The 16401-nt window shown below is 57.7% G+C and carries 12 protein-coding genes; 10 read left to right on the plus strand and 2 right to left on the minus strand.

From position 1 onward, the window contains the following. The first annotated feature begins 61 nt into the window (after positions 1–61). The 4 genes from EU556_RS15250 (at position 62) to EU556_RS15265 (ending at position 7631) form a co-directional block, all read left to right on the plus strand. Positions 62–1225 carry an efflux RND transporter periplasmic adaptor subunit gene (locus EU556_RS15250; protein WP_135435010.1) on the plus strand — a complete coding sequence of 388 codons (1164 nt, stop codon included), beginning with the start codon at positions 62–64 and terminating at the stop codon, positions 1223–1225. Between the two features lie 202 nt (positions 1226–1427). Continuing rightward, the gene (locus EU556_RS15255) at positions 1428–4598 is read left to right on the plus strand and encodes an efflux RND transporter permease subunit (protein ID WP_135435011.1); all 3171 of its coding nucleotides are present in this window, start codon (positions 1428–1430) and stop codon (positions 4596–4598) included. 62 nt (positions 4599–4660) lie between these two features. Then, positions 4661–6154, plus strand: a complete 1494-nt coding sequence (locus EU556_RS15260) for an efflux transporter outer membrane subunit (RefSeq protein ID WP_135435012.1) — start codon at positions 4661–4663, stop codon at positions 6152–6154. A 340-nt stretch (positions 6155–6494) separates the two neighbouring features. Further along, positions 6495–7631 (plus strand): acyltransferase family protein, encoded by a 1137-nt coding sequence (locus tag EU556_RS15265; RefSeq protein ID WP_135435013.1) that lies wholly within the window; start codon positions 6495–6497, stop codon positions 7629–7631. A 110-nt stretch (positions 7632–7741) separates the two neighbouring features. Here EU556_RS15265 and EU556_RS15270 read toward each other — a convergent pair whose 3' ends face one another. Beyond that, complete coding sequence (locus tag EU556_RS15270; protein ID WP_135435014.1) at positions 7742–8575, minus strand: phosphatase PAP2 family protein; 834 nt, start codon at positions 8573–8575, stop codon at positions 7742–7744. 319 nt (positions 8576–8894) lie between these two features. Here EU556_RS15270 and EU556_RS15275 point away from each other — a divergent pair, with 319 nt between their 5' ends. From EU556_RS15275 to EU556_RS15290, 4 genes are all read left to right on the plus strand, one after another. Further along, positions 8895–10178: a PQQ-dependent sugar dehydrogenase gene (locus tag EU556_RS15275; protein WP_135435015.1), complete on the plus strand. Its 1284-nt coding sequence runs from the start codon at positions 8895–8897 to the stop codon at positions 10176–10178. 8 nt (positions 10179–10186) lie between these two features. After that, complete coding sequence (locus EU556_RS15280) at positions 10187–10630, plus strand: c-type cytochrome (RefSeq protein ID WP_135435016.1); 444 nt, start codon at positions 10187–10189, stop codon at positions 10628–10630. Positions 10631–10925: 295 nt separating this feature from the next. Next, entirely contained in the window at positions 10926–11609 is a 684-nt protein-coding gene (locus tag EU556_RS15285; protein ID WP_135435017.1) for an efflux RND transporter periplasmic adaptor subunit, read from the plus strand. Between the two features lie 80 nt (positions 11610–11689). Beyond that, on the plus strand, positions 11690–14329 hold the full coding sequence (locus EU556_RS15290) for a BamA/TamA family outer membrane protein (RefSeq protein ID WP_135435018.1): 2640 nt from the start codon (positions 11690–11692) through the stop codon (positions 14327–14329). A 183-nt stretch (positions 14330–14512) separates the two neighbouring features. Here the strand turns inward: EU556_RS15290 and ygiD are convergent, their stop codons facing one another. Next, entirely contained in the window at positions 14513–15346 is an 834-nt protein-coding gene (gene ygiD, locus EU556_RS15295) for a 4,5-DOPA-extradiol-dioxygenase (RefSeq protein WP_135435019.1), read from the minus strand. Positions 15347–15593: 247 nt separating this feature from the next. Between ygiD and EU556_RS26670 the strand changes: the two genes are divergently transcribed. Together EU556_RS26670 and EU556_RS15300 are read left to right on the plus strand one after the other, a co-directional pair. Further along, complete coding sequence (locus EU556_RS26670) at positions 15594–15722, plus strand: hypothetical protein (protein WP_262709658.1); 129 nt, start codon at positions 15594–15596, stop codon at positions 15720–15722. A gap of 18 nt (positions 15723–15740) precedes the next feature. After that, positions 15741–16307 (plus strand): GNAT family N-acetyltransferase, encoded by a 567-nt coding sequence (locus tag EU556_RS15300; protein WP_135435020.1) that lies wholly within the window; start codon positions 15741–15743, stop codon positions 16305–16307. Positions 16308–16401: the final 94 nt, after the last annotated feature.

Raw genomic sequence — 16401 nt, forward strand, 5'->3', positions numbered from 1 at the left:
TCTCCGGGGAGCAGCTTTGTGGCATCCTGCACGAGTTCCGTGTAGGTTGATCCTCCTCGATATGCAACCGCTTCACCCCTCCCGATACCGTTTACTCGCCTGGTTTGCTCCTGCCCTGTTGGGGCTTGGCCTAGCCAGCTGCGGTACCGATACGCAAGCCAACACCGCAACCAGCACGAACGAGGGTCCTCCTACCCTGCCCGTTACGCAGCTAACTGCCCGCGACACGGTACTTCACCACGACTACGTAGCCGACATTCAGGCCGTGCGCAACGTGGAAATCAGGGCTCGGCTGGAGGGCTTTCTGGAGCAGATTTATGTGGATGAGGGCCAGGCCGTGCGCAAGGGTCAGCCGCTGTTTCGCATCAACGATACCGAGTACAAGAGCCGCCTAACCCAAGCGCAGGCCGAACTAAGCAGCGCGCAGTCGGCGGCGCGGGTGGCCAAGCTGGAAGTAGAGCGGGTGAAGCTGCTCACGGAGAAGAATATCATTTCCAAAACCGAGCTGGAGGTAGCCCAGGCCAAGTACCAAGCGGCCCTCTCGCAGATTCAGCAGGCGCGCACTGCGGTATCCAATGCCTCGCTGTACGTATCGTACACGCTGGTGCGCGCTCCCTTTGATGGTGTTATCAACCGCATTCCGCTGAAGATGGGCAGTGTAATTGAGGATGGTACCCTGCTTACTACAGTGTCCGATATCAACTCGATGTTCGCCTACTTCAACGTGTCGGAGGCGGAGTACCTGCAATACGTGAAGAATAGCGGCAAAGACTCGGCTCGCAGCACCAACGTAGCCCACCTGCTGCTCGCCGACGGCTCTACTTACCCCGTGCAGGGCAAAGTAGAAACCGTGGAAAGTCAGTTCCAGGCCAATACCGGCTCTATAGCCTTCCGGGCCCGCTTTGATAACCCCAAGAAGCTGTTGCGTCACGGTGCTTCGGGTCGCGTGCGCCTGAGCAATACCGTGGAAGACGCCGTGCTGGTGCCGCAGAAATCGGTGTTTGAGGTGCAGGACAAGAACTACGTGTACATGGTGGATGCTGCCGGCAAGGTGAAGCAGCACCCCTTCCAGCCCCAAACCCGCCTTTCCGACTTCTACGTGGTAAAAACTGGCCTTAAGAGCGGCGACAAAGTGGTATACGAAGGCGTGCAGGACCTGCGCGACGGGGCTACCATCACTCCCAAACCCGTGGAGATGGACGATTTAATTGAGGAAGCCCGGTAAGCATAATCTGATACTCTAGAGCTACAAGCTAGCTCCCCTCCTCAGATGAGGAGGGGTTGGGGGTGGTTGACCGGAGCGTTGCCCGGTAACTAGCCAACCCTAGTTCTAGCTGCTGTTCTAGGCCAGTCAACCACCCCCAGCCCCTCCTCATCTGAGGAGGGGAGCTAGTCTCTTTAAGACCTCCCCTCCAGCTCAAAAAAATATGCTTGCACTCTTCATACGCCGGCCGGTTCTCTCGCTGGTTATCTCGCTGTTTATCACGTTCCTGGGTGGCCTAGCGCTGTTTTCGCTGCCCATCACCCAGTTCCCCGACATTGTGCCGCCCTCGGTGACCGTGACGGCGCGCTACACCGGTGCCAACGCCGAGGTGTGCGCCAAGGCCGTGGCCACGCCCCTGGAACGCGCCATCAACGGCGTGCCGGGCATGACCTACATTTCGTCGGTGAGCAGCAACAGCGGCATTACGCTCATCACGGTATTCTTCCAGGTGGGCACCGACCCCGACCTGGCGGCCGTGAACGTGCAGAACCGCGTGCAAACCGTGATTGACGAGTTGCCGGAAGAAGTAATTAAGGCGGGGGTGAGCACCGAGAAAGAGGTAAACAGCATGCTGCTCTACCTCAACGTGATGAGTGAAGACCCAAAGGTGAATGAGAAGTTCATCTACAACTTCGCCGATATCAACGTGCTGCAGGAGCTCAAGCGGATTGATGGCGTAGGCTTCGCCGAAATCATGGGCCAGCGCGAGTACTCTATGCGCGTGTGGCTGCAGCCCGACCGCATGGTGGCCTACAACGTCTCGGCCGATGAGATTGTGGAAGCTATTCGGGCCCAGAACGTGGAGGCCGCCCCGGGTAAGTCGGGCGAAAGCTCGGGCCAGGATGCCCAGATGCTGCAATACGTGCTGCGCTACACCGGCAAAATGTTCGAGCCCAAGCAATACGAAAACATTGTACTGCGCGCTAACCCCGATGGCTCCGTGCTGCGTCTCAAGGACGTGGCCCAGGTAAAGTTCGACGTGCTCAGCTACGGCATGGTCTCCAAGATTGACGGCAAGCCCTCGGCGGCCATCATGCTCAAGCAGCGCCCCGGCTCCAACGCCTCCGACGTTATCAAAAACGTGAAGGAGCGCATGGCTGAGCTGAAGGGCACCTCCTTCCCGCCCGGCATGACCTACAACGTGGCCTACGACGTGTCGCGCTTCCTCGATGCCTCCATTCACGAAGTACTGCGCACCCTGGTAGAGGCCTTCCTGCTGGTGTTTGTGGTGGTGTACCTGTTCCTGCAAGACTGGCGCTCCACGCTTATTCCGGCCCTGGCCGTGCCGGTTGCACTGGTAGGCACGCTGTTTTTCATGCAGCTGCTGGGCTTCTCCATCAACCTGCTCACGCTGTTTGCGCTGGTGCTGGCCATTGGTATTGTGGTCGATAACGCCATTGTGGTGGTAGAAGCGGTGCACGCCAAAATGCACGAGAAGCACCTCTCCGCTATGGATGCTACCCTGGAAGCCATGGGCGAAATTGGGGGTGCTATTGTGGCCATCACGCTGGTAATGTCGGCGGTGTTTGTGCCGGTGTCGTTCATGGATGGCCCGGTGGGCGTGTTCTACCGCCAGTTTTCCCTCACATTGGCTATTTCCATTGTGATTTCGGGGGTGAATGCGCTTACCCTGACGCCCGCTTTGTGCGCCCTGATGCTCAAGCCAGTGGAACACTACGAGGGCAAAAAGCAAGGCCTGATGGACCGGTTCTTCGCGGGCTTTAACCGCCGCTATGAGTCGTTGGCGACGGGCTACCAGCGCCTGGTACGCATCGTAGCCAGCCGGCGCATGATTACACTGGCGCTGCTGGTGGGCTTCTGCTTGGCAACCTGGGGCGTGAATGCTATCCTGCCTTCCGGCTTCATCCCGACGGAAGACCAGGGCATGATTTACGTGAACGTGACCACGCCGCCCGGCGCCACCGTGGAGCGCACCGAGAAAGTGCTCGACGAAATTCAGAAATCGGCCTCCAAGCTGGGCCCAGTGGAATCGGTTTCCACACTGGCGGGCTATAGCCTCATGAACGAAGTGGCCGGCGCCTCTTACGGCATGGGCATGATCAACCTTAAGGCCTGGGACGACCGCAAGGAATCGGTAAATGAGCTGATTGCGCTGCTCAACGAGCAAACCAAGCACATTACTGATGCTGATATTCAGTTCTTCGCCCCGCCCACCGTGCCCGGCTTCGGTAACTCCGGCGGCTTTGAGCTGCGCCTGCTCGACCGCACCGGTCGCGGCGACCTGCAACAGACCGCCAAGGTCTCGAACCAGTTCATTACGGCCCTCACCAAAACGCCCGCGGTGGGCTCGGCCTTCACCGGCTTCGACGCCAGCTTCCCGCAGTACCTCATCCACGTAGACCAGGACCAGGCGGCCAAAAAGGGCGTGACCGTGGACCAGGCCATGAGCACCCTGCAAACCCTGATGGGCTCCTACTACGCCTCCAACTTCATCCGCTTTGGGCAGATGTATAAAGTAATGGTGCAGGCGGCCCCCGGTTACCGCACTCAGCCCGAGGACGTGCTAAAAATGTACGTGAAGAACAACCGCGGCGAGATGGTGCCCTACTCCACCTTCGTGCGCTTGGAGCGCGTGTACGGCCCCGAGCAGCTCACCCGCTACAACATGTATACCTCGGCCATGCTCAACGGCGACGCCGCCCCCGGCTTCTCCTCCGGCGACGTGATTAAGACCATTGAGGAAGTAGCGGCCAAGGAGCTGCCCCGCGGCTACAGCTACGAATGGAGCGGTATGACCCGAGAGCAAATTCTGAGCGGCAACCAGGCCATCTACGTGTTTGCGGTGGTGCTGCTGTTCGTGTACCTACTGCTGGCGGCTCAGTATGAAAGCTTCCTGCTGCCGCTGCCAGTACTGCTGAGCTTGCCCACCGGTATCTTCGGGGCCTTCCTGTTCCTGAAGCTGCTAGGCCTGGAGAACAACATCTACGCTCAGGTTTCGCTGGTAATGCTGATTGGTCTGCTGGGCAAGAACGCCATTCTGATCATTGAATTTGCGGTGCTCAAGCGCAAAGAAGGCCTCTCAGTGCTGGAGGCAGCCGTGCAGGGCGGCTATTCCCGCCTACGCCCCATCCTGATGACTTCCTTCGCCTTCATTGCCGGTCTGATTCCTTTGACCATTGCCAGCGGCGCGGGCGCTCTGGGTAACCGCTCCATCGGCACGGCCGCGGCGGGCGGTATGTTCATCGGCACCCTGTTCGGCGTGATTCTGATTCCGGGCCTCTACGTGCTGGTTTCGGGCCGTGGAAAGGCCAAGAAGAAAAAGCAGCGGGCCGAAGCAGAAAGCACCCTCGAGCCCGCCCACGCCACCGCGTAGGTAGCGGCTCTGCTTCTGCCGGAAATCATTTTGCAGCCTTAGGCTCTCGCCTCACTCGTTCCATGACCTCTTTGCCCTCCATACGTTCCATTACCTCCCGTTTTCTACCGGCCCTGACTGGCCTAGCACTGGCCACCAGCTGCCGGGTGGCTGAGCCGACCCAGCAACCCGCCGCCACGGCCATGCCGGGACGCTTCCCGACCACCGCTGCCACTACCGATTCGGCTTCGGTAGCCATGCTGCCCTGGCGGGAGTTTTTTGGGGATAAGAACTTGGTAGGCCTCATTGATACTGCCCTGCAGGCCAACCCCGACTTGCGCACGGCCATTCAGCGCATTGAAATTGCGCGCGCCAACCTACAGGTGCAGCGCGGAGCCTTGCTACCCACCGTGAATGGCGTGGCCAGTGCCGGCGTGGAGAAGTTCGGCGACTACACGCTCAACGGTATCGGTAACTACGATACCAACCTGTCGCCCAACATTGAGGGCCGGCAGCGTATTCCCAATCCCACCCCCGACTTCTTCCTGGGGCTGCGCAGTTCTTGGGAACTTGACCTGTGGGGCAAGCTTCGGCAGCGCCGTCAGGCTGCTTTCCTGCGCCTGCTGGCTACTGAGAAGGGCCGCCACTTGGTAGAAACCTCACTGGTGGCCGAGGTGGCCCGCCTATATTTCAACCTGCTAGGCCTAGATAACGAGCTGGGGGTGCTTAAGAAAAACCAACTGCTGCAGGAGCGCGCTCTGGAAATTGTGAAGATTCAGAAGCGGGCCGGCCGCGCCAACGAGCTGGCCGTGCAACAGTTCACAGCTCAGCTCCTGCGTACCCGCAGCCTAGAAGCCGAAACCCAGCAGCGCATTGTGGCCTCCGAAAATGAGCTGAACCGCCTGCTGGGCCGCTACCCCCAGCGCATTGCCCGAGGCCTGCCCATTCTGCAGCAGCCCCTTCCGGCGCAGGTGCAAGCCGGACTACCTGCCACCATGCTCCTGCGCCGCCCCGATGTGCAGCAGGCTGAGTTGGAAATGGTGGCCGCCCGCGCCGATGTGGCCGCGGCCCGCGCCGCATTTCTGCCCTCGCTCACCCTTACACCCTTCGTGGGCGTGAATGCCTACCGGGCCTCGGTGCTGTTTAACTCACCCGGCTCCCTGGCCTATGGCCTACTGGCCGGGCTAAGTGCCCCACTCATCAACCGAAATGGCCTCAAGGCTGATTACCGCCGCTCAGCTGCCGAGCAGCAAATAGCCTACAACGATTACCAGAAGGCCGTGCAAACCGGCTTCGAGGAGGTAACTACCAACCTGCGGGGCCTAGGCAACTACCAACGAGTGTTTGAGTTGCAGCAGCAGGAAGTAGAGGCCCTCAACCAGGCCGTAAGCATCTCTGATGACCTTTATAAAGCCAACTACGCTACTTACCTGGAAGTAGTCACGGCCCAGCGCAACGTACTGGATGCGGAGCTAAACCTCACGAACACACGCCGCCAGCAGTTCCTGCTGCTCATTGACCTGTACCGCGCTTTGGGCGGCGGCTGGACGGCCAGCACCGTGCCCGTCACCAAGTAAAGTGTCAGGTTTCCCTAGGCCTGTGCTCTTGCCCTGAACTGGCCCGGCGCTTACATAGCAACCCGTTTTCTGATATTCAGAAGGCGGGTTGCTCTTTTTATAGGGCATGAGCAGTTGATATGGATTAGGCTCCCGCTTCGCTCATTCCGCACAGTCAGAGGCCTGTAGCTGAAGCTCACGTTAGAATAGGCCGTCTGCTACAACACCGAACCAAGTTGGCTTGTGCCATCCATACGTAACCTACGCTGACTTTTTACACGCAATACTCATATAAATTGCTTTAATTATTAAATTATCAGAGTACCTTCAGCTGCTTCTGTCCTCCCCTTGCTAGTCTGTCATGAGATACATCAAACAATTGGACGCTATGCGAGCCATAGCCATTCTGTTTGTATTTTGTAATCATGCCTGCCCAGAAGGTTCTTTGCTCTATAAAGCATCCACAATAGTATCAGGGCCTGATATATTCTTTACAATTAGCGGGTTCTTAATCACCGCCATTCTATTTAAATACAAGAATGCTTTAACGGACAACACATTAAGCAAATCTGATATATTCAAAGACTTTTTCATAAAAAGGGTTCTAAGAATTTTCCCAGCATATTATTTAGCCATCCTGCTTACCTATTTAATTAACCAGGAAGCAGTAAACAACATTTTACCATATCTAACCTTTACTGCTAATTATTCTATATACACTTATCAGGAATGGGGGCGCTTGGCGCATTTATGGTCTATGTCGGTGGAACAGCAGTTCTACTTGTTGTGGCCTTTCGCCCTTGTGCTCACTCCGCATAAATTCCTTCCTTATATTATCTGCCTGTTTATAACCATAGGCTTGTACAGCCAGCAGGTTACTCCCTTTCCCGATTTTGCTGAAGTGCTGCCTCAAACGTGCTTTGATGCCCTGGGCCTTGGTGCATTGCTCGCCTGGGTTATCTCCTATCAACCCACTCACTTCCCTAAGGCTTACCGAGTGCTTACCGTGCTTGCCATATTGAGCGCTGCAATAATTGTGGTAAAGACAGCCGTTAAATTACCCGTGCTAACTATTATCCATCAGCGCACCCTTGTTTCACTTATAACAGTATGGCTAATCGGTTATTTTATCAAAAACATAGAGATTGAAGGAGGTAAGCTTGGCTACATTTTTAATAATAAATACTTAATAACCTTAGGCAAGGTCAGCTATGGGTTTTATCTTTTTCATCTGACTGTTCTGTTTTTTTGCTACGAAGCCCTTCAGCCGTTTAATAATAAGCTTTCTGCTCACCTGTCTATTGCAGGGACCCGCGAATTTTATGTAACTGAGAGCTTGCTCCTACTTATTGGTCTGGCGTGGGTTTCCTGGAAATACTTTGAGCTCCCTATTTATGCTTTACAGAAGCACTTGCTTCCGGCTGGCAGAAAAGCACGTAGAGCCCAGGAACGTCAGGGCATTCAGCCCTCAACGGCACTGACGGAAGTCGCTAACTAACCCTCAATTATCTAATTACTGGGCCACAGGACCAACGCATGCCTATGAAGCTAACCTTTGATTTACAAGGAATCAGACGCTAACCAGAGCTACGCGACTAGTTTCTTCGGCTACAACCGCTTGGTGAGCAGCAGCCCGCTGTAGGAGTATCCGTTGGCGTTTATTCCTTGCAGGGGAGCCAGAGAATAGCCTGCGCGCGCTGCCGATTTGTGCAATTGTGGTACCGCTACTCCAACGGTAGCCCCCACCACGTAGCCCACAATATTGTCGGAGAGGAAGTGTTTGCCCGCCTCAATGCGTGTGTAGGCCACTGCCGCCGGCATCAGGGCGGCAGCACCCCACACTAGTGGCTCGGCCCGTGAACCGGGGTTGAAGTCATGGAATACCTTGGCGGCGAAGAACGTAGCCGTAGCCGTGTGGGCAGTGTGCCCCGCAAAGAAAGAGTTTGTGGAGATTTTACTGTTGCGGGAGCCGCCTCCTTCCGTGCCGTACAAGTAAGGCCGGTAGCGCGTGACGGTACCCACGGTGGTAGTGAAAACGGCGTCGGTGGCCAGCATGGTTTGCAGGTACAGGCCTAGCACTTGCGCATAGCGGCCGCGCACATCTTCATTCAGGGCGAGCAGCCCGGGCGCTGCCACCAACGAGCCGTAGCACAGGAAGTCGCCGGCGGTTTGGGCCGATTTGCTGTAGTTGCCGGCTGAGAACCGGTCGAACCTCGGCACATCTGCCTTACGCAGGCCCGCGAGTTCAGCATCGGTCAGACCGTTTTTCTGTTGCACCAAGTAGAGGCCTAGGCCACTGGCCGCTCCTAGCCCGAGCGTGATGGGAGCATCGACGGCAAAGCGCGTGCGGTAGGGTGAGCTGGCCTTTTGTTGAGCCGTGGCCGCGGGGCTGGCAGCCAGCAACAGGGTGCCGGCTAGCAGAAGAGTAGCAGAATTCTTCATCAGAAATGCGTGGGAATGGGAGAGCCATAAAAACGGCAAACTCAACGGTAAGGTTGAAACGTCCTTTATTGGGTTGGCTAGGCCACTGCAATGCGGAGGTGTGCACCCGTAGCGGGCCCCGGGCCTGCGGCTACAAAACAAGTCTCGGGGGCCACGTAAACTCCTGTTGGCTACTTTCGTTAGTGGGCTACGCAGGCTGCCTAAAACTCGCTGCCGGAGCTTCTTTCAACTTACCCAGTGGTGCGTGCAGCCTGCTAGGCCAGGGCTTCGTCTGTTGACGCTTGCCATTCATTCAGAAAAACGTCTTACTGTTCCCCTCATGAAGAATACTCTACCTCGCCTCCTGTTGCTGCCCGCGGCCGTAGTGGGGAGTCTGTCCTTGTTTGCGCTCAAAACCGAAACTGCGGTACTGCCCGACGCCGACAACGCCGGCCTGAAGCTGCCGGCAGGGTTTGGGGCGCTGAAAGTAGCCGAAACCGGAGGCCGGGCCCGGCACATTACCGTTACGCCCCAGGGTACCATTTACGTGAAGCTCAACCGCCCAAACTCGGCTGGCAAGGGCATTTTGGTGCTGCGCGAAGCCAGCAATGGCAAGGCCACCGTAAGCAGCGGCTTCGGTAACTACGGCGGCACGGGCATCTACAGCACCCCCGAGTACCTGTACGCTTCCTCCGACCAAGAGGTATTTCGGTACAAGCTCAACAGCAAAGGAGAAGTAACGAACCCCGAGCAGCCCGAAAAGATTATCACGGGCCTCGTGAACCGCAAGCAGCACGAGAGCAAATCCATTACCTTGGATAAGGCCGGCAACATTTACGTAAACGTGGGCGCCTACTCTAACTCCTGCCAGGTGAAAGACCGCCAGAAGGGCTCTTTGGGCATTCAGAACTGTCCTGTGCTTGACTCGGCGGGCGGCATCTGGCAGTTTAAGGCCGATAAGCTCAACCAGACCTACGGTAACGGCATCCGCTACGCCACCGGCCTGCGCAACGTGGTAGGCCTCGACTGGAACGCCCAAACCAACCAGCTGTTTGTGATGCAGCACGGCCGCGACCAGCTCTACGACAACTTCCCGAGCCTTTACACGAGCAAGCAGTCGGCGGAGCTGCCGGCCGAGTGCATGTACGCGCTGAAGCGGGGCGACAATGCCGGCTGGCCTTACATCTACTACGATGGGCAGCAGCGCAAGAAAATGATGGCCCCTGAGTACGGCGGCGACGGTAAGAAGGAAGCCACTGGCAACTACCTAGAGCCCGCCGCGGCATACCCTGCCCACACTGCCCCCGATGCGCTGCTGTTTTACACGGGTACTATGTTTCCGGAGAAATACCGCAACGGCGCCTTCATTGCCTTCCATGGCTCCTGGAACCGTGCCCCCGAGCCTCAAAAGGGCTATTATGTAGTGTTTCAGCCTTTCAAAGACGGTAAACCTTCTGGCGACTGGGAAGTGTTTGCCGATAACTTCGCGGGCTCGGCGGCCAATGCCGCTGCCGGCCGCCCCGAGCACAAACCCTGTGGCCTAGCCCAAGGCCCCGATGGCTCGCTGTACGTCACCGACGACAAGCAAGGCACGATTTACCGAATTGTCTACGCTAAAAAATAACGTTCTTGATGAAGTTCCTACTTGCTGCCTTGGGCCTCCTGACCTGGAGCAGCGGCACGGCCGTGGCGCAAAAAAAGCCTGCCCCCAAAGCCAAGCCTGCCACCGCTACCATTCCGGCAGCTACCCTCACTGCGGGCAAAGCCGTGTACGTGCAAAACTGCCTGACCTGCCACCAAGCCGATGGTGGCGGCGTGGATGGCCTAAACCCGCCCCTCACCAAGACTACCTGGGTGCTCGGCGACAAAACCCGACTGGTGAAAGTGGTGCTGAACGGCCTACAGGGCGAAGACATTGATGGCGAGCCATACAACAACGTGATGCCCGCCTTCGACATTCTCACTGATCAGCAGATTGCCGACGTGCTCACGTATGTGCGTAACAGCTTCGGCAATAAAGCCAGCGCTATCAAGGCGCCCGAGGTTAAAACCATTAGAGCCACCAACAAAAAGTAAGCACGCCGTGTGCCACTATCCGAAGCCGCCTTCACGCTGAGTGGAGGCGGCTTTTTTGTCTTTGCTGCCACTTAGTATTTCACTCACAGCATTAAGATTGTATACAGCCCAACGAAGTAACTATGCTTTTATCAATATTTAATATAATTTATTTGACATATTAAGAACAATGTATATCTTCAGCTATTCCTCAAAGCCAGATAATGGCTGGCTCGCTTACCCCGGGTAAGCCCTCCGTTGCGTGCGCGCACCTGCCGCACATATGCCAGAATAGTACATCCTGAGCTTATTGGAGATGAGCGGTATAAGCCAGCACTTTGCATTATTGCTTGCCTTAGGGGCCCTCCTGAGCCTGCGGCCAGCCCCCTCTCGGCTGCCCACGCCGCCTGTTGCTGCTTCGCTGCGGCCCATTGCCCTACCCGTTGCCCAGCCCACTCGTGAAACTATCGTTCGGGTGGGGGTGATAGAGCCTATTTACACACTGCCTCTACTCACTCCCACGCATGGTTGGGCCAGGCAAGTGTTTTTCTCTGATGGCGACTATGTCCGGCGCCGGCAGATTCTGCTTAAGCTCATGTCGAATGCGGAGTACTCCAGCCAGTTCAACCGCAGCTACGTGCTGGCCCCGCGCACAGGCTTTGTTGAGCAGAAAAACGCCACCGTTGGCGGACACCTGAAGGCCGGCGCCCGAGTAGCTACCCTGCTGGATGTTTCGCAGGTGAAGGTAGTAGTAGCAGTTCCTGCCCGCACCGGACGAGCCCTGAAACTGTGCGACCAAGTGCCCGTGCGTATTGCGGAGCTGCCCGGCCGCCACTTTACGGGCGTGGTTGACTATTTACAGCGCCCAACTGCTGGGCACTCCTCCTACCTGGTCACCGTAACGGTGCGCAACCACGTTGCCCCGCTCATTCGGCCCCGCATGCACGCCCACGTCCAGCTCCCCGCCCGCCGCTTCCCGGCGCTACTGGCTAAGGACTAGGCTGGTGCCCAACTGGCCTAGCACCCCGTCAGCAAGGCGTAGCGCTCTTCTACTCATTCGTCACACTATCTCGCTTCTCGATGATGAGACTGATACTTATTGCTATTATTTCTGGGTTAGCTTGCCCCATGCTGCGGGTGCAGGCGCAAAGCACCGTGGCCAGGGTGCAGGAAACTATTAAGCCCACCCCGCCACCCTTCGCTGAGCAAACGAGCGTAGTGGTAAAGGCCAGTCAGCAATACAGCGCAGGACCCGTGAAAACCTGGCTGCTAGGCCACAACTACCGCCGTGAGTGGGAGCAGCCCGTGCGGGTACCGGTGCTCAACCTGGGTACCGCCCAGGGTGGCCTACGCCCGCTGAAGCAAGGCGGCGGCAAGCAAACCAAGTCGTTGCGGCTGCGGGCAGCTAACGGGCGGGAGTACGTGGTGCGCTCCATCGAGAAAAACACCGAGCAGGTGCTTAGCGCTGAGCTGCGCAACACTCTTGCGGCCCGCGTAGTGCAAGACCAGGTATCGGCGGCCCACCCCTACGCGGCCCTCACCATTCCGCCGCTGGCGGAAGCAGTGGGCGTTGGCCACACCAACCCCGAGCTGGTGTACGTGCCCGACGATGAGCGCCTGGGTGAGTTCCGGGCGGACTTTGCCAATACCCTGGCCATTCTGGAGGAGCGCGACCCGCAGGTACCTAGTTCCTTTACGGGCAAGGTGCTGGAGAAAAACTATAGCACTGAGCAAGCCCTGGCCCTGCTCCGCGCCGACGCCCGCAACCGTGTGGATGAGCGGGAACTGGTGCGTGCCCGCCTGTTTGATGTGCTGATTGCCGACTTCGACCGCCACGAAGACCAGTGGCGCTGGATGGCCTACACCCAGCCCGAGGGTGGCCTGCTGCTGCGCGCCGTACCCCGCGACCGTGACCAGGCATTCTTCGTCAACCAAGGAGTGCTGCCCAATATTGCCAGCCGCAACTGGGCCGTGCCTGCCGTGCAGGGGTTTGATGGCACCATGCGCAACGTGAACACCTTCATGTTTAGCGCCCGCTACTTCGACCGCTCTTTCCTGACGCAAGCCACTCTCGACGACTGGGTGAAGGTAGCCCAGGACATGCAGGCCCGCCTGACCGACGAGGTGCTGACCGCCGCCATCCACCGCCTGCCCGACTCAGTCTACCAATTTTCCGGCCCCGCCATTATTGCCAAGCTACAGTCGAACCGCGCGGCGCTGCCCGCCTACGCCGAGCAGTACTACCGCTTCCTGGCCCGGCAGGTAGATGTAACTGGCAGCGACCAAGCGGAATATTTCCAGATTGTGCGCCTCGATGACCAGCATACCCGAGTACGGATGTATGCCCTAACAGCCACTGGTGAGCCCGCCGCCACGCCGCTCTACAACCGCACTTTCCTGACTTCTGAAACCGATGAGGTGCGCCTGTACGGCTATGGTGGCAACGACCGCATGGATGTCAACGGCACCGCTCAGGAGGGCATTATGGTGCGCCTGATTGGGGGTGAGGGTAACGACGTGCTCGTGGATAAGTCAAGGGTGGCGGGGGCCCGCCGCTACACGGTGGTGTACGACACGCCCACCGGCAACGAGTTGGCCCTGGGCCCGGAGAGTCGCAACCGCACCTCCTCCGACTCCTTGGTAAATCAGCATAACCGGCAGGCCTACCGCTACCCGTACGTGGGGCCGTTGCTGCCCCTGGCCTTCAACCCCGACGATGGTCTGTTCATAGGCCTAGGTGTAGAATTCCGTACGCCGGGGTTTCGGCGGGTGCCGTGGGCCTCGGTGCACCGCCTGCAGGCCAACGTGGCGCTGGGCACCGCCGCGTACAGCTTCCGCTACACCGGCGAGCTAAACCACGTGGTGGGAAACCTCGATCTACTCCTGCGTGCCGATCTGCAGGCCCCGAACTACGTGCGCAACTTCTTCGGCTACGGCAACGAGAGCGAGTATGAGCAGAGCCGGGGCATTGGCTACTACCGGGTACGGTACAACAATGTGGTGCTGCAGGCTTTGGCGCGGCGCCGCCTGGGTTTGCACAACCAGTTGTATGCTGGGCCAGTCTACCAACGCGTGCGCGTGAAACACTCGCCCGGTCGCTTTATTGATCAGGTAGAAGATGAGTTGGAAGGCGTAGCGCCCTTGTTTGAGCCTCGCCACTTCGCCGGCTTGCGCCTAGGCCACACCTTCGATACGCGCAACAACGACTGGCGCCCTACCAAGGGCGTGCTCTGGCGCACCGAGTACACCAACCTGCGCGCCGTAAATGCCCGGGCTCGCACCGTCTCGCAGCTTATCTCCGAAGCCTCAGGTTACTGGACGCCTGCCGCCACCCCCGGCCTCACGCTAGCGGGCCGGGTAGGCGGCGTGCTCAACTTCAGCAACTTCGAGTTTTACCAAGCCGCCACGCTGGGCGGCCTCTCCAACCTGCGCGGCTACCGGCGCACCCGTTTCGCGGGCGAAAACAGCCTGTACAACAACCTGGAATTTCGGCTCTACGTCGGCACCCTCAACACGCTGCTAGTGAGCACCAAAGTGGGGCTAGTGGGCTTCCATGATATCGGCCGGGTGTGGATTGACAACGAGCACTCCGACACCTGGCACACGGGCTACGGGGGCGGCCTCTGGCTTGAGCCCTTCCGGCGAGTAGTACTGATGGCTACCTACAATATGTCGCGCGAGGATAGGCTACCCGTGGCCCGGTTGGGCTTTCAGTTTTGACGAGGACTTGCGCAACCAAGTGTGGCCTTGCCCCGAACACAACAGCACGTCATCCTGACAAAAGGAAGGATCTTCTAACGCTAAAACGGGCTCCTAGGCCAGTCGTTCAAACGTGAAAAGATCCTTCCTTTTGTCAGGATGAGTGCGGGTTTATGCCAGTTGATGCGCTAGGCCTATCAACCTCTACCCTACCACGAAGGTGCGCATGCTCATGCCCCCGAAGCTTACTTCCTCGAAGGCGTGACGGATATCGTCGTCAGCTTCGGCGAGGGCTAGGCTGTAGAGCATGGGAATGTAATGGTCGGGGGTAGGCACGGAGAGCGGGCCGCTGGCACCGGCTTGCTGATAGTGCGCCAGCGCGTGCAGGTCGCGCTGATTGATTTTGGCTTTGGCCCACTCATCAAACTCCACGGCCCAGGCGTGAGGGCTCGCATCGTTTTGCATGAAGTTGGGCATGCTCTGGCGCAGGTTGTGCACAATGTTGCCGCTGCCCAGAATCAGCACGCCACGGCGGCGCAGAAACTGCAGCTGCTTCGAGAGCTCGGCGTGGTACGCGAGGGGCTTGTAGTAGTTGATGCTCAGCTGGAATACTGGGATATCAGCCTCGGGGAAGATGTGGTGCAGCACCGTCCAAGTGCCGTGGTCGAGGCCCCACTCGTCACTGGGGTGCGCATCGGGCAGGGCGGCTAGCACCTCTTGGGCCACATCGGGGGCACCGGGCGCGGGATACTGCATGTCAAACAACTCCTGCGGAAAGCCCCCGAAGTCGTGGATGGTTTCGGGCCGCTCATTTACGGCCACAAAGGTGCCCCGCGTGAGCCAGTGCGCCGATACTACCAGCACCGCCCGTGGCGGCTGCAGATTCCGAATGTCCTGGCCTAGCTGGTGCAGGGTTTGGGTGAAGGGGTTATCGGCCAGCGCATTCATGGGCGAGCCGTGGCCTACGAAGAGCACAGGCATCTTGGCGGTTTGCTGGAAGCCGCTGGCGGTTTTATGGAGGTCTTGCAGGGAGTTCATAGCAGTAGCAAAAGGCAGCACCGCCAAGGCATTAAGGAAGACTTAACGGTGCATCTGGTCCTTGATTTCTATAGAACAAAAATACCCCGCTTAGAGTGACGAGGCCTTGATGTAGGATAAGAAATAGAGGCGAAGCAATGAGTGAAGCTATATTGCGGTTTATACTTCTCAGCGAATATTATCGTCTCGACACACAGCATCAATGGCAATTGTCAAAGTACTAGTAGGTCATGAGTTTTATCTATATATGAATGGCAGGCTCATTTACAAAAAGTGGCTTAAGCAACGCTATTCCAAAGTGTTTGATGTGATGGCGTATGATAAATTCACCTTGGTGAGCATCACCGATAAGGGTATTACCAAGCGTCCTTTATAATTATTATTCCTATCCACCATGCAACTCCTAGTAGCCGACTTAGCCGACATTGACGGTGTCTTAACCCTTCACCGGAAGTACCAGATTGATACGATCCAGGAGGGAGATAAAAAGGACGGCTTTGTTACCACCTCCTTTACCCGAGAGCAGCTAACCAAGCTAATTCAGGAAGAGCAGGGCTTATTCATTGCTAAACACGAGGGCGCGGTAGTGGCCTACGTGATGTCGGCGTCATGGCAGTTTTGGGCGGCGTGGCCAATTTTCGCCCGCATGATAGCCGACCTGCCCCAGCTAGAGTACGCGGGTCACCAATTGAGCACGGAGAACTCCTACCAATACGGCCCGGTGTGCGTGGATAAGGCGTACCGGGGCAGCGGCTTGCTGGAGCGGATATTTGATTTCGCCCGCGAGAAAATGGCCGACCGGTACCCCGTACTGGTCACGTTTATTAACCAGATCAACACCCGCTCTTACGCGGCTCACACTCAAAAGCTAGGCCTAGAGGTCATTGCCGAGTTTGACTTCAACAACAACCACTACCTCGAACTGGCCTACGACACATCAAAAAGCCTGCGCTTGCCCTAATGTATGAGTAGGACGCACTACGTAAGACCGGCCACACTGGCCTAGAAGTGTGTACCCACGAAGGCAGCGGAACCGCTAGCCCGCCATGCTTTGA

Source organism: Hymenobacter fodinae, assembly GCF_004745825.1.
GTDB classification, from domain to species: Bacteria; Bacteroidota; Bacteroidia; order Cytophagales; family Hymenobacteraceae; genus Hymenobacter; species Hymenobacter fodinae.